Genomic DNA, 14,477 nt, shown 5'->3' with positions numbered 1-14,477 from the left:
GGGCCGACAGGGAATTCATAGAGTTTGTACAAGAACACTTCTGGCAAGGGCGCTTGCCCCCGCTGTGTAGGAGCTGCCGAGCGAAGCGAGGCTGCGATCTTCTCCAGGCATTTGAGCGCCAAGCGGAAGATCAAAAGATCGCAGCCTTGCTTCGCCCGGCAGCGCCTACAGGGCCCGGCGGGAACACGTTCTCCTGCGGGCCGTCATCGTTACCAGGTCAACACCGCCCCCACCGCAAAGGTGTCGGTGTCTTCGTTCTGCGCGCTGGTGTCATGGCCATCGATTTCGAACTGGTTGTATTCGGCCACGAGCTTGAGGTTGTCGTTGATGTCGTGGAACAACGCGATACCGCGTGTCTCGTAATCGGCGCCGCTGCCGACCACGCCGTTGCCGTCGTCATCGGTCTTGCCGTAGGACAACGCCAGCCGATTCTTGCCCAGTTTGTAGGAGCCCTGCAGCAGGTAGCCCTTGCTGTCGACATTGCGCAAGGTGGCTTCGCCGGCATTGTTGGTGAAGAACGGGTTGATGCCCTTGGCCTGGAACCCGGAACCGGTGAGCGACAACCCGCCCATCTTCGCCTGCACGCCATACCCCAGGCCTTTGGACGTGACCGACTCGACGTTTGAATCGGTGTTATCGGAGGTCTGGTAGCTGCCGTTGAGCCAGCTGTAGATCTTTGCCCCGGCCAAGTCGAATTGGTAGGTGATCTCGCTCTCGGTGCGCGGGTTTTCCTGGTACGCCTTGCCGGTGGCGCTGCTGTCGTTGGTGTCCACCGGGTCCATGATCCCCACCGCCACGCGCAGCCCTTCCATCACCGGGGTGCGGTAGGTGATCTGTGACGTCGGGAACGGGTACGGATAACCGCTGCCGATATTGCCGAACGACACGCCGCCACCGTCCACCAGGCCCAGGGTGTCACTGACCTGGCCGTAACCGGCGAGCAGCTCGTCAAGCAGGATGTTGGAACGGGCGAACAAGCCGAAGTCCTTGCCGATCAACACCTCACCCCACTCCGGGTTGGCGACGGTGCCGTAGAACTGCCGCACATCAATGGCGGTGTCGGTGCCGTTGGTTTCGCTGTCGTTGATGGTCACCCAGAACGAGGCACGGGCGCCGAGCTTCAGGTCGTCGACCTGCTTGCCCATGTTGAAGCCCAGGTAGTTGGGCAAGAAGCCCATCTTGACCCGCGCCTGACGCCGGTCGAACTGATCCCCGGCGCGGTCCACGTCGCTGTTGACGTAGAAGGCGTTGATGTAGCCGTCGGTGGAAAAGGTCGTCTGGTCCTTGTCGTACAGCATGATTTCGGCTTGGGCCCAGGGCATCGAGCCGAGGGTCGAGAGGCCGGCGATGACCGCAGGCAAAAAACGCAGGCGGGTATTTTTATTGTTGTGCATGGCGCGCTCCGCAACAGGGGACGGGATGTCGGAGGCGATTATCGAAAGGCGCCAGGGCGCGTCATACGCTGCCTTGGAGGGGATTGGCGGCTGCTTTGGCAGCGCAGGACCGGCGCGGCAGTTTGGGCGTAAGACCCCGACGCCGCCCGGGCGCGGTACTTTGGGTGTGGGCCGGTGGGGTGGCCTGGAGGTGGTGCTGTAGGAGCTGGCGAAGCCTGCGATCTTTTGGTCTTGATCTTTCGCTCTCGACTCAATTGTCTGGGACAAGATCGCAGCCTCGTTGCACTCGTCAGCTCCTACAGCGCCAGCGGGGCGGTGCGACGTTTCGCTAGATCCCCTCGCCTTCGGGTCAGAACCTCGGCTTGACGGTCTGCCAATCCGGCCGATAGCGCCGCATCTGCCGCACATCATCGCGCTGGCGAATGCCGCAACGAAGGAACTGCTCATGCAGCTTGCCCAGTTGATCCCGGTCCAATTCCAGGCCAAGGCCCGGCGCCCGGGTGATCTTCACGCAGCCGTCGACAAACGGCAGCTTGCCGCCCTTGATCACCTCTTCATCCGGCTCCTGCCACGGGTAATGGGTGTCGCAGGCGTAATCCAGGTTCGGCACCGACGCCGCCACGTGGGCCATGGCCATGAGGCTGATGCCCAGGTGCGAATTGGAGTGCATCGATACGCCGAGGCCAAAGGTGTCGCACATTTTCGCCAGCACCTGGGTGTCCCGCAGCCCGCCCCAATAATGATGGTCGGCCAGGACAATCTGCACGCTGTCCTGGGCCACGCTGCGGCGGAACTCGTCGAAATCGGTGACCACCATGTTGGTCGCCAGCGGCAGCCCGGTGCGCTTGTGCAGCTCGGCCATCCCTTCCAACCCAGGTGTCGGGTCTTCGTAGTACTGCAAGTCGTCCCCCAGCAGCTCGGCCATGCGGATCGAGGTCTCCAGCGACCAGTTACCGTTGGGATCAATGCGCAGCGGCAGCCCCGGGAACGCCCGCCTCAGCGCCTTGATACAGGCGACTTCATGCTCCGGCTCCAGGGCACCGGCCTTGAGCTTGATGCTCTTGAACCCGTACTCCTCGATCATCCGCCGCGCCTGGGCGACGATCTGCTGTTCGTTCAGCGCTTCGCCCCAACTGTCCGCCGGGTATGGCGAATCGATGTGCTCGGCGTACTTGAAAAACAGATAGGCACTGAACGGCACTTCATCGCGAATCGCACCGCCCAGCAGATCCACCAGCGGCACGTTCAGGTAATGCGCTTGCAGGTCCAGGCAGGCCACCTCGAACGCCGAATAGGCATTGCTGACGGCTTTGCTCGCATGGGAGCCTGGCGCCAATTCCGCCCCGGCAACGCTGGCCGGTTTATGGGCCGCCACCGTGGCCTGGACGATAGCCCGCAGCTGGTTGAGGTTGAACGGATCCATGCCGATCAATTGGTCCTGGACTTGCTGCTGGATCGCCAAGGCCGGCGCATCGCCGTAGCTCTCGCCAAGGCCGATGTAGCCGTTGTCGCTTTCGATCTCGATGATCGAGCGCAGCGCAAAGGGCTCATGAATGCCGCTGGCGTTGAGCAGCGGTGGATCGCGAAAAGCGATGGGGGTCACGGTGACGCGTTTGATCTTCATGCAGCGGCTCCCGATGGGCCAGGGTTCAAGGCTTGGTTTTTATCCGGCAGGCCGGAAGGTGAATCCGGTGTGCCGCGCCCCGGTTGGGTGCGGGCAAAAAAGATCACGACGGCGGCGACCAGGGAGGTGATCGCCAACCCATACAGGCCGCCCTCGATGGAACCGGTGGTCTGCTCCAGGAAGCCAAAGGCCGTCGGCGCGACGAAACCGCCGAGGTTGCCGATGGAGTTGATCAGGGCGATCACCGCCGCCGCGATGCGGGCATCGAGGTAGCCTTGGGGAATCGGCCAGAACAGTGCCGAGGCGGCCTTGAAGCCGATCGCCGCGAAACAGATGGCGACGAAGGCGAAGATCGGCCCGCCCGTGGTGGAAATGAACATACCGAATGCAGCGATCACCAGCGTCACCGCGACCCAGGCCTGCTGGAATTTCCATTTGCTCGCCAGGGCGGCGAAGCCATACATCGCGACGATGGAAATGATCCACGGAATGGAATTGAGCAAGCCGACCTGGAAATCCCCCAGGTTGCCCATCTTCTTGATCATGCTCGGCAGCCAGAACGTGGCGCCATAAATGGTCAGGGCGATAGAGAAGTAGATGAAGCAGAACAGTGCGATCTGCCGGTCGGCCAGCAACTTGAACATCGAGGGCTTGACCACCTGTGCGGCCTCACGCGCTCGCTGCTCTTCGGCGATGGTCGCGATCAGCACGGTTTTTTCTTCCGCCGTCAGCCACTTGGCCTGGCTGGGATGCGATTGCAGCCAGCACCAGACGAACCCGCACAGCACGATGGACGCGCCGCCTTCGATCAGGAACATCCATTGCCAGCCATGCAGGCCCAGCCCGCTGACATGCAACAAGGCGCCGGTCACCGGCCCCGAGATCACAGAAGCAATGGCCGAACCGCTGAGGAAAATCGCCATCGCCTTGCCACGCTCACTGGCCGGCAGCCATTGGGTGAAGTAGTAGATGACGCCGGGGAAAAACCCCGCCTCCGCCGCGCCAAGGATGAAGCGCAGCACGTAGAAACTGGTTTCACCCCGCACGAACGCCATGGCCATCGCGGCCGCGCCCCAGGTGAACATGATGCGGGTCAGCCAGGCCCGGGCGCCGTAGCGCTGCAGGAGCATGTTCGACGGCACTTCGAACAGCGCGTAGCCGACGAAGAACAACCCGGCACCCAGGCCATAGGCGGCGGCGCCGATACCCAGGTCGGTCTCCAGGTGGCTGCGGACGAAGCCGATGTTGACGCGGTCGATGTAGTTGACGATGAACATCACCACCACCAACGGCAGGACGTGACGTTTGACCTTGGCCGCCGCGACGGCCAGGGTCGAGTCCGGTACGTGATTCACAGCGGGCCTCCCGATCTTGTTTTTGTGGGGATTGTTTGTAAGGAACGGCCCGATGATGGACGCCGCCGATTGTTCCCGTCTAATCTAACTTGGCATTTGATTGATACCGGGATTGAATCAATGTTTGAATTGGCCCAACTGCGCTGCTTCACCACCGTGGCGACGGAACTGAACTTCCGTCGCGCCGCCGAACGCCTGAACATGACCCAGCCGCCCTTGAGCCGGCAGATCCAATTGCTGGAACATCACTTGGGTGTCGAGCTATTCACCCGCAGCACTCGCAGCGTCGCCCTCACTGCCGCCGGACGGGCGTTTTTCATCGAGGCGCAGAACTTGTTGCAACAGGCGCAGCAGGCCGCCGAGGCCGCCAAGCGTTTTGCCCAGGGTGACATCGGCTCGGTCACCATCAGCTTCGTCGGCAGCGCGGTGTATGAATTCCTGCCCAAGGTCATCGCCGAGGCGCGGCTCAAGCAACCGCAGGTTAAAATCGTCCTGTCGGAGATGAACACCTACCAGCAACACGAAGCCCTGCGCGCCCTGCGCATCGACCTGGGCATCGTCCGCTCGCCCCTGCTGGAAACCGGCTACGCCACCGAATGCCTGGTGCGCGAACCGTTTGTCCTGGCCGTGCCTGCGGGTCATCCACTGGCCGACGCCGAGACCGTCAGCGTGCAGGACCTGGATGGACAACCGTTCCTGATGTACTCGCATTCCGCCTACCCGCCGTTCAACGAACTGCTCACCGGCATGCTCCGCTCGGCCCGGGTCGCCCCGCAGTTCGTCCAGTGGCTCGGCTCCTCGCTGACCATCCTGGCGCTGGTCAACGCCGGCATGGGCCTGGCGCTGGTGCCCCGTTGTGCGACCAGCGTCGTGTTCAGGCAGGTGGTGTTTCGTGAGATTGACTTGGGTGATGGGGTGCAGAGTGAGCTGCACCTGGTGTGGCGCCAGGACAATGACAATCCGGCGTTTACGATGTTGCTGGAGGGGATTCGCGGGGCGGTTCGGGAGGGACTTTAGGCAAACTCGCGGACCTATCACCGTTACCCCCTGGGCGAGGGAGCTTGCTGCCCGCAGAACTGCATCGTAGGAGCTGCCGAGCGAAGCGAGGCTGCGATCTTTTGCTTTTGGGAAGATCGCAGCCTCGCTTCGCTCGGCAGCTCCTACAGGCCAAGCGGGAGCAAGCTCCCTCGCCACATTGATCGGACCCTATTCCAGTCTCCCCTGACAAGTTGTACGATGACCGACGAGCCTAGATGCTCGAACTCCTGATACTTACAAAAACAAGGAAAGACACATGAAAAAAGCATCATTGCTGATCGGTTTCGTTTGCCTGTTCAGCGGCTACGTAGCCGCCGCCCCCGCATCGGCCGAGAAAGAGGTGGCCGAGGCTGTCGACCACCTGACCCAGGCCATGCTGCACAAGGACATTCCCCAGCTCCAGGCCTTGGCCGCCGAGAACCTGACCTACGGCCACTCCAGCGGCAACATCCAGGATAAAAAAGCCTTCATCGCCGACATCGAAACCGGCAAGAGCGCGTTCAAGACCTTGGAAATGCAAAACCAGAAAATCACCGTTTCAGGCGATGTAGCCATGGTGCGCAACCACTTCTCCGCCCAGGCGCTCAAGGGCACCGAGGTGGTGCCGACCGAAATCGAGAACTTCCAGATCTGGCAGAAGCAGAAGAATGGCAAGTGGCTGCTGATTGGTCGGCAGGCGTTCCGTTTCTAAGCGTCGGACAGAAATCTCTGTGGCGAGGGAGCTTGCTCCCGCTGGGTCGGTCCGACGCTTCGGGCGCAGCGGCCCCAAGATTTTGCGGTTGCTGCGCAACCGAGCGGGAGCAAGCTCCCTCGCCACGGGGGGCTGGTGAGGCGGGCCGTTACTTCAATCCGCCGCCCACTGCTGCCGGTGTTCCAGCAGGAAATCCACAAACGCCCGCACCCGCTGCGGCACGTACCGGCCGTGGGGATACAACAGTGTGAACGGCCGCGAGCGCCCGGCGAACGGCGCGAGTACTTCCACCAATCGCCCGTCCGCCAATTCCTGCTCGACGATAAATCGATAGGTCTGGAACAGCCCGGCACCGTGCTTGGCCAGCGTCACCCCGCCCAGGACATCGTCGGAACAGCAATACCCGCCCTGCCCGAACACTTCCTTCTCCTTGCCCTCGACGTTGAACAACCAGGAGATCCGACGACCGCTGCTGGGTAGCTCGAACTGGATGCACTCATGCAGGTCCAGGTCCTCCAATGTCTGCGGCGTGCCGACCCTGCGCAGGTAATCCGGGGATGCGACCACCGCCAGTTTCGCGTCTTCCAGCAAACGGGCAATCATCGAGGAGTCCGGCTGGGCCCTCACCCGAATCGCCAGGTCATAGCCCTCGGCAACGAAATCGATATTACGGTTGCTCAGGTGAACGTCCACGCTGACTTGTGGATAGAGCGCGCGAAACGCGGGCAGCAACGGCAGGATCCGGTGATGGCCGTAGGTGGTGGGCACGCTGATGCGCAGTTGTCCGGACGGCACCGTTTGCGCGCCCATGACTTCCTGCTGCGCTTCGACCAGTTGCGTCAACGCTTGGCGGCATTGCTCGAAAAAGGTCCTGCCGGCGTCGGTCAGGCGGATGCTGCGGGTGGTGCGCACGAAAAGCCGCGACCCCAGGCGTTCCTCCAAGCGAAAGATCGAGCGGCTGACCGCTGCCGGAGTGACGCCCGCCACCTGGGCCGCCGCCGTGAAACTCCCCGCCTCGGCCGCCAGGCAGAACAGTTCGATACTGCCCAACTGCAAGTCTTCGAAGTGACGCTTCATGATTTATTACACCGCGTATCAACTGAAGATTCCCGATGCCTGTTTATCAGGCCGTGGCGTATAAATACAGTGGTCCTCGATTGCCCGGGGTCTTTCCCGAGCACATTTCGTCAACTGGAGTGCAACATGCCTTTCGTCAATGTTCGGATCACCCGCGACGGCGTTACCCGCGAGCAGAAAGCCCAGGTCATTTCCGAAATCACTGAAACCCTGCAGCGCGTGCTGGGCAAGGACCCGCACCTGACCCATATCGTGATCGAGGAAGTCGACACGGATAACTGGGGGTATGCGGGCATGACCACGACGGAGTACCGAAGTAAACCCAAGGAATAAGGCTTCACATTACCGAGCCCGGTCCAATGACCGGGCTTTTTCTTGCCCGCTAACCTGCGGCCTCTGTGGGAGCGAGCTTGCTCGCGATAGCGGCAGGTCAGCCGGCTCACATATGGCTGATTAAATGCCATCGCGAGCAAGCTCGCTCCCACAAGGAATTGTGTGGATTCGATGGATTAATTACACCAAGTATCAACTCAAGTACCAGAACCCCCATTTATCAAACCCGGGCGCATCAATAACCTGATCACAACCAACGCCCAGACAGGCGCAGCGGTTCCAACTCAACGTGATCAGGAGTCAACATCATGAGCAATCCGAAAACCGTCATCATCACCGGCGCTTCCAGCGGCATCGGCCTTGGCCTGGTCAAGGCGTTCCTGGCGCGCGGTTACAACGTGGTGGGCAATGCCCGCTCCCAGTCCGGCCTGGACGATGCGGCTGGCCAGCTGGGTCATCCTGCGAGCTTCGTCGGCGTGGCCGGTGACATTGCCGATCCGGCGACCTCTACCGCCCTTGTCGGCAAAGCCATCGAGGCGTTCGGCGCGGTGGATGGGCTGGTCAATAACGCCGGTTTCTTCCTGCCTAAACCCTTCGTCGAATACAGCCCCCAGGACCTGGAATCGCTGCTCGACACCAACCTCAAGGGCCTCGTCTACGCCAGCCAGGCCGCTGCCGCGCACATGATCAGCCGCCAGCAAGGTTTCATCATCAACATCTCCGCCTCGGTGGCCCTGCAACCGAACATCCAGGTGCCGGCAGCGCTGCCCGTGCTGATCAAGGGCGGCGTCAACCAGATGACCCGCGCCCTGGCGCTGGAATTGTCGCCCCATAACATCAAGGTCAACGCCGTGGCGCCCGGCATCATCGACACGCCGATGCATGACCCGGCACACCGTGATTTCCTCAATAACCTGGCCCCGGCCGGCCGGGTGGGCACCATCGGCGAAATCGCCGAAGCCGTGTTGTACCTGGCGGGTGCCGACTTCACGACTGGCGCGATCCTGCCGGTGGACGGCGGCATGAGCACCGGCAAGTGGTAAAAACACGAAACCCCGAAGGCAGGACCTTCGGGGTTTTTCAATGGCAGCCTTGATCTACAGCGTGTAGGAAATCCCCGCCTGCACCGTCCGCGGTGCGCCCGGGTAGGCGTAGACGCCACCAAACGCGCCTTCTTCATAATCGGCGTCGAACAGGTTCTTCAAGTCGAGGTTGAGGCGGATGCGCTCGTTGACCTTGTAGTAGCCGAGCAAGTCGACGACGGTGTAGTCATCCATGGTGAAAGTGGTGGCTGCGGTGTTGCCGGCTCGTTCATCGACATACTTCGCACCGAGTCCCAGGCCTAGCCCTTTCAGGCCGCCGTCCTGGAATTCGTAGACGTTCAACAGGCTGAAGCTGTTCCTGGGCACGTTGAGCAAGCGAGTCCCGGTGGGAATGTTGACGTCCTTGGTCACTTCGGCGTCCACATAGGCGTAGCCACCGATCATGCGCCATTGCGGCGTGAGGTTGCCCGCCACGTTCAAGTCGAAACCACGGCTACGGACTTCGCCGGCGGCGACGTTGAAGGTCGAGTCCAGCGGATCGGGGGTCTGCACGTTGCGCTTCTCGATCTGGTAGATCGCCGCATCGACGCTCAACTGACGATCCAGGGCCTCCCACTTGACGCCCATTTCATAGGACTTGCCTTCTTCCGGCTTGAATCCACCACCCTCGCGGCGGGCGCCGTTGTTGGGTTTGAACGAGCGGGCGGTGTTGGCATAGACGGCGACCGTATCGGTCAGGTCGTAGATCACGCCCAGGCGCGGGGTGACCGCATTGTCGGTGACTTCCCAGTTGCGGCTGCCGGGGCGTGCCTGGGGGACAAAACTCTCATATTCATGCTCGAACCGCTCGAAACGCGCCCCCGCCAATACCTTCAGCCGCTCTGTCAGCGCCACCTGGTCCTGGACGAACACACCGAAGGTCTTGAGATTTTCCTGGTCGTCGGTGGGCTTGCGCGTCAATGCCGGGCGCGGCTGGCCATACACCGGATCGAAGATGTCGATCGGGTAGGCAGCGGAGCCAGCGGCAGAACGCTGGATGATGGACTCGTATCTATAGTCTTCGTATTCAACGCCGGTCAGCAGCGTATGTTCGAACCCACCCGTGGAAAAATGCCCGGTGAGGTTGAGCTGGGTATCACGGTCGGTCCATTCCAGCTTGCGGTAGTTGAAGTTACGGCCCAGGGTGCGCCCGTCGGCGGCGATGCCGTTGCCCTCCACCGCGTTGCCTTGCAGGGTGCCGTCGAGCCATTGCGTACCGCCGGCCAGGGTCCAGTCGTCGTTGAGCATGTGCTCGAAACGCACCTGCAGCATGTTGTTGTCGTTGTGCAGCTTGCCGACGTCTTTTTCACCGAAGAACGTATCCCGGGACGCGGTGCCGCGCTGGCCGGGGTAATGGGTCAAGCCACGGTCCAGCGGCGCATTGTTGCGCATGAAATCGCCTTCGAACGTCAGGCGCGTGGTGTCGTTGACCTGCCAGCTGACCACGGGAGCGACGCCATAGCGCTCGGTCTCGACGTGATCGCGGAACGTATCGCCGCCCTCGCCCACCACATTCAGGCGATACGCCAGGCGGCCTTCTTCATCCAGCGGACCCGACGTATCCAGCGTGCCGCGACGCATGCCCTGGTCGCTCACCTGGCTGCCCAACGTCACCGTGCGCTCGGCCAACGGCTGCTTGGACACCACGTTGAACGTGCCGCCCGGATCGCCACGGCCATAAAGCATGGTCGCCGGGCCACGCAGGACTTCCAGGCGCTCGATGGTGTTGGCATCGGGCATGTTCGGGTAACCCCGGTTGATCGGGAAACCGTTGCGGTAGAACTCCCCCGTGGTAAAGCCGCGCACGGTAAACGTGGTCAGGCCCTGGCCGCCGAAATTGTTCCCCCGGCCAACGCCGCCGGCATAATCGAGAGCGTCTTGCAGGCGCGTGGCGCTGAGGTCTTCGACGACGTCGCGGGACACGACCGAAATCGACTGTGGGGTTTCATGGATCGCGGTGTCGGTACGCGTGGCGCTGGCCGAGCGCGTCGCGTGATAGCCCTTCACGGGGCCCTGTGCAGTTTCGAAATCCGAGCTGCCGACGATGTCGGTGGCCTGCAACTCCAGTGGCGCCCTGGCCGCCGTGCCGGGTTCTTCTGCCCAAGTGGAAATGGAATAAGCCTGGAGCACACACAATGAAACGAGTATCCGACGCATCGACACACAATCCTGACGAAAGAACGCCGGCCCCCACAGGGACCGGCAAGAATGTGTCGCGAAAGATACAGTAACTCATTCCTATTTGATATCTATTCCCATTAGCACTGCCGTTCCAACTGTGGATTCCAGGCCGATCTGTCTGAAAAATGCCTGGGCCCGCACGTCCTGGGTAAACGCGACGTTGAGCCGCAGCCAGTCACACGCCTGCCCTTCCGGCAGGAATGCCGAACCCTGGGACAGTTGGATCTGCAACTGCTCGGCAATCTGCCGCACCCGTTCAGCCTGCACATGCCGGGGCCGGGCCCAGACGAACAATCCCCCACTCGGCTCGGCAAACACCTCCCAGTGAGCCGGATCGAGCAGGCGCAACGTGCTCGCCATCTGCTTGTTCAAGCGCACGCGCAAGCGCTGGAGCAGCTTGCGATAGGCACCGTTGGCCAGCAGCGTCGCCACGACGTTTTCCGCCAGCAATGAACAGCCGATGCCGGTCACCATCTTGACTTCAGCCAGACGCTTGATGATCTCGGGCTGCGCGACGACGTAGCCGATGCGCAACGAGCTGGACAAGGTCTTGGAAAAGCTCGCCAGGTAGATCACCCGGTCCAAGGCATCGAGGGATGCCAGGCGCGACGTCGGGCCGTTCTGGAAATCCGCGTAGATGTCATCCTCGATGAGCCGGAAGTCATGCAGCGTCGCCAGTTGCAACAGGCGATAGGCAACGCTGGGGGCGAGGCTGGTGCCGGTGGGGTTCTGGTACATGCTGTTGATGAAGAAATACGCCGGTTTGTGCGCGCCGAGCAACCGCTCCAGGCTGGCGATATCCGGGCCTTGGGCGGTCCTGGGCACCGCCAGGGTCTTGACCCCGTGCAGCTTCAGCAGGTTGAACAGGTTGTAGTAGCCGGGGCTTTCCACCAGCACCAGGTCGCCAGGCTTGAGGAGCGTGCGTACCAACAGGTCCAGGCCGTGGCTCGCGCCCTGGGTGGTGAGGATCTGCAGCGGATCGACGTGAATGTCGATCAGGGCCAGGCGCTTCTGGATGTGCAGGCGCAGGTGAGCCGAACCCAGCGGCGTGCTGTAGTTGAACAGTGCCTGATTGTCGCTGCGCACCACCTGGCGGATCGCCTGGCCCAGGTCCGTGTCGTCGCGCCACGCGTCCGGCAACCAGCCACACCCCAGCTTGAGTTGCGTCGATTCGTTATCGAACAACCGCCAGCCAAGCGCGTCTTCGATGTCCGGCGCCGAAGCCTCGGGCATCTGCTGGGCCACGAAAAATCCCGAACCGTGCCGGGACTCCAAGACGCCGCTGGCGACCAATTGGTCGTAGGCCTTGATCACGCTCGACAGGCTCAAGCCGTTTTCAGTCGCCAGTTGGCGGATCGACGGCATGCGGGCACCCGGGCGGATGCCATGGATGCTTATCCACTCCGTCAGACTGGCAACCAGTTGCCGGACCAACGAACCCGTGGCGTTGCGATCGATGTTCAGGTCCATGGCGCGGGCTCTCGGCTAAGTGTTCTCGAATTTCCGGCGAACAGTTAAACATAAAAGCCCCGCGTCTGTTCCTTGTTTGCTCTCGGCCCCACCGGGATAGTCCATCCAGACTCCACACCCTCAAGGATCCCCTCTTGGACACACAGCAACGACACTCATGGGGATTGGCGTTCGGTCTTTGCCTGATCACCCTCGCCGTCAACCTCCAGGCGCCGCTGTATACCACCTATGCGCAGCTTTCCGGTTACGGCGCGGGCGCCACCGCGGTGGCATTTTCCGGTTATGTATTGGGCGTGTTGCCAGTGCTGCTGGCGTTCGGCGGACTGGCCGACCGGGTGGGCCGCAAACCCCTGATCGTGACGGCGCTCTGCCTGTCGATGCTGGCGACGGTGATCACAGTGATCTGGCCGAACCTGATCGCACTGGGCGTGGCGCGCCTGATGATGGGCGTCGGCACCGGCTTGGCTTCGGCGACGTCCACGGCCTACATGGTGGAATTGATGCCGACGTGCGATGCCCGGTCGCCGGCCAATCGGGTCACGGCCAGCACCTCCCTGGGTTTTGGCCTGGGCGCGGCGTTGACCAGCCTTTTCCTGTTCGCCCATCACAGCGTCACGCCGGGCAGTTTCTGGTTACAGTTGGCGTTGGCTGCGGTGGCGATCATCGTGGTTGCGCGACTGCCGGACCCCGCCCCCAGATTCAAGCACGCAGCGATGTTGCGCCTGCCGTTGTTTCCTGCCGGCAGCCTGCCCTACAGTTTTTCCATGCTGCTGGCCTGGGCGACGTCGGGGCTGGTGATCGCCATCCTGCCATCGGTGCTTGCCGCCCATGACTTGCAGCGTTGGTCAGGGCTGTCGACCTTTACCGTCATCAGTTGTGGGCTGATCTTCCAGCCCTGGGTGAAACGCATGCAACCGGCCAGGGCCACGGGATTGGGGCTGTTGGTCTTGCCGTTGAGCTACGCGCTGCTCGCCTGGGGCGCGAGCCAGGGTTCGCTGGCCGCCGTGTTGCTCGGTGCGCTGGGCGCGAGCAGCGCGTGCTACGGCTTTTTGTACCTGGGTGGATTGTCGGCGATCACCGCCATGGCCGGTGCGCAAAAAGCCCGGGTCAGCGCGGGATTCTTCCTGTTTGCCTATGTCGGGTTCAGTATCCCGGTCGTGGTGACTGGATGGCTGGCCGACCATTTCGGCGCTGACGTGGCGCTGGCGGTGTTTGGCCTGGCACTGCTGGCAGGCGCAACGATTACCGGGCTGCGCATCGTCCGGACAGAGGCCTTCGTCGCCCAACCCTCCCACGGTTGAACGCAATATCTTGCTCCCGCTATGTAGGAGCTGCGTAGGAGCTGCGTAGGAGCTGCCGAGCAAAGCGAGGCTGCGATCTTTCCAAAGACACTTGAATCTCAAGCGAAAGATCAAAAGATCAAAAGATCAAAAGATCAAAAGATCGCAGCTCCTACAGGGCCAGCGGAGCAAGCGCCCTTGCCACAACGGCAGACGTCACTCGACATCGCGACAGGCAGGTCGTATACCATATCCCCACCTCAGCCAAACGATCGCCACCGTGACTTTATCCAAGTTCAACCTGCCCGACCTAGGCAACACCCCGTCCACTTCGGAAATCATCACCCGTCACCTGCGCGACGCCATCGTGGCCGGGCATTTCGCCGAGGACGAGCCGATTCGCCAGGATGACATCGCCCGCCAGTTCAACGTCAGCAAGATTCCCGTGCGCGAAGCGCTCAAGCGCCTGGAAGCCGAGGGCCTGGTGATGTTCCAGCGCAATCGCGGGGCGATGGTCACGCGGATTTCCGAGGCGGAACTGGCGCAGATGTTCGAGGTGCGGATGCTGCTGGAGGACAAGGTATTGCGCTTGGCGATTCCCAACATGACCGAAGCCACCTTCGCCCGCGCCGAAAGCATCTGCCAGGAGTTCATCGGCGAGGACGATGTCGGTCGCTGGGCCGAGCTGAACTGGCAGTTGCACGCCTGCCTCTATGAGCCGGCACAGCGGCCCTTCATGGTGAGCCTGATCCGCTCGGTCCACGACAAACTCGAGCGTTACCTGCGTATGCAGATGAGCCTGTCTGCCGGCAAGGAGCGCGCCGACCATGAACACCGCGAGATTCTCGACGCCTGCCGCGCCAGGGATGTGGAGCGCGCGGTGAAATTGCTGGACGAACACATCGCCGGCGTCTGCAAGACCCTGTTCGAGTTCTTGCCGTCGAGCCGGTGA

The 14,477-nt window shown here is 62.0% G+C and carries 12 protein-coding genes; 6 read left to right on the top strand and 6 right to left on the bottom strand.

Annotated features, from left to right (window positions below; genetic code table 11):
- Positions 1-209: 209 nt before the first annotated feature.
- From M8Q45_RS10835 to M8Q45_RS10825, 3 genes are all read right to left on the bottom strand, one after another.
- A complete protein-coding gene (locus tag M8Q45_RS10835) occupies positions 210-1,394 on the bottom strand; it encodes a porin (RefSeq protein WP_249874721.1) in 1,185 nt (394 codons plus the stop codon).
- A gap of 349 nt (positions 1,395-1,743) precedes the next feature.
- Positions 1,744-3,018, bottom strand: coding sequence for a glucarate dehydratase family protein (locus tag M8Q45_RS10830; RefSeq protein ID WP_249874720.1), 1,275 nt, complete (start codon positions 3,016-3,018; stop codon positions 1,744-1,746).
- Positions 3,015-4,373 carry an MFS transporter gene (locus M8Q45_RS10825; RefSeq protein ID WP_249874719.1) on the bottom strand — a complete coding sequence of 453 codons (1,359 nt, stop codon included), beginning with the start codon at positions 4,371-4,373 and terminating at the stop codon, positions 3,015-3,017. Before M8Q45_RS10825 ends, M8Q45_RS10830 begins: the two co-directional genes overlap by 4 nt.
- Before the next feature lie 120 nt (positions 4,374-4,493).
- On the opposite strand from M8Q45_RS10825, the gene M8Q45_RS10820 reads away from it, so the two are divergent.
- Together M8Q45_RS10820 and M8Q45_RS10815 are read left to right on the top strand one after the other, a co-directional pair.
- Complete coding sequence (locus tag M8Q45_RS10820) at positions 4,494-5,390, top strand: LysR family transcriptional regulator (protein ID WP_249874718.1); 897 nt, start codon at positions 4,494-4,496, stop codon at positions 5,388-5,390.
- 277 nt (positions 5,391-5,667) lie between these two features.
- On the top strand, positions 5,668-6,102 hold the full coding sequence (locus M8Q45_RS10815; RefSeq protein WP_030140739.1) for a nuclear transport factor 2 family protein: 435 nt from the start codon (positions 5,668-5,670) through the stop codon (positions 6,100-6,102).
- Positions 6,103-6,255: 153 nt separating this feature from the next.
- Here M8Q45_RS10815 and M8Q45_RS10810 read toward each other — a convergent pair whose 3' ends face one another.
- Positions 6,256-7,179 (bottom strand): LysR family transcriptional regulator, encoded by a 924-nt coding sequence (locus M8Q45_RS10810; RefSeq protein WP_249874717.1) that lies wholly within the window; start codon positions 7,177-7,179, stop codon positions 6,256-6,258.
- 126 nt (positions 7,180-7,305) lie between these two features.
- Here M8Q45_RS10810 and M8Q45_RS10805 point away from each other — a divergent pair, with 126 nt between their 5' ends.
- Both M8Q45_RS10805 and M8Q45_RS10800 read left to right on the top strand, forming a co-directional pair.
- The gene (locus M8Q45_RS10805; RefSeq protein ID WP_030140737.1) at positions 7,306-7,512 is read left to right on the top strand and encodes a tautomerase family protein; all 207 of its coding nucleotides are present in this window, start codon (positions 7,306-7,308) and stop codon (positions 7,510-7,512) included.
- A gap of 308 nt (positions 7,513-7,820) precedes the next feature.
- A complete protein-coding gene (locus M8Q45_RS10800; RefSeq protein ID WP_249874716.1) occupies positions 7,821-8,555 on the top strand; it encodes an SDR family NAD(P)-dependent oxidoreductase in 735 nt (244 codons plus the stop codon).
- 54 nt (positions 8,556-8,609) lie between these two features.
- On the opposite strand, the gene M8Q45_RS10795 is transcribed toward M8Q45_RS10800, so the two are convergent.
- Together M8Q45_RS10795 and M8Q45_RS10790 are read right to left on the bottom strand one after the other, a co-directional pair.
- Positions 8,610-10,751 (bottom strand): TonB-dependent siderophore receptor, encoded by a 2,142-nt coding sequence (locus M8Q45_RS10795; RefSeq protein WP_249874715.1) that lies wholly within the window; start codon positions 10,749-10,751, stop codon positions 8,610-8,612.
- Between the two features lie 81 nt (positions 10,752-10,832).
- Positions 10,833-12,245, bottom strand: a complete 1,413-nt coding sequence (locus tag M8Q45_RS10790; protein WP_249874714.1) for an aminotransferase-like domain-containing protein — start codon at positions 12,243-12,245, stop codon at positions 10,833-10,835.
- Positions 12,246-12,379: 134 nt separating this feature from the next.
- Here M8Q45_RS10790 and M8Q45_RS10785 point away from each other — a divergent pair, with 134 nt between their 5' ends.
- Positions 12,380-13,546 (top strand): MFS transporter, encoded by a 1,167-nt coding sequence (locus M8Q45_RS10785; protein ID WP_249874713.1) that lies wholly within the window; start codon positions 12,380-12,382, stop codon positions 13,544-13,546.
- Positions 13,547-13,805: 259 nt separating this feature from the next.
- Positions 13,806-14,477 (top strand): GntR family transcriptional regulator, encoded by a 672-nt coding sequence (locus M8Q45_RS10780; protein ID WP_181288376.1) that lies wholly within the window; start codon positions 13,806-13,808, stop codon positions 14,475-14,477.

The sequence above is a fragment of the Pseudomonas sp. T1.Ur genome, from assembly GCF_023516725.1.
Lineage (GTDB): Bacteria > Pseudomonadota > Gammaproteobacteria > Pseudomonadales > Pseudomonadaceae > Aquipseudomonas > Aquipseudomonas alvandae.
Note: the sequence above shows the minus strand (reverse complement) of the source record. Positions and strands in the feature narration are given on the sequence as shown.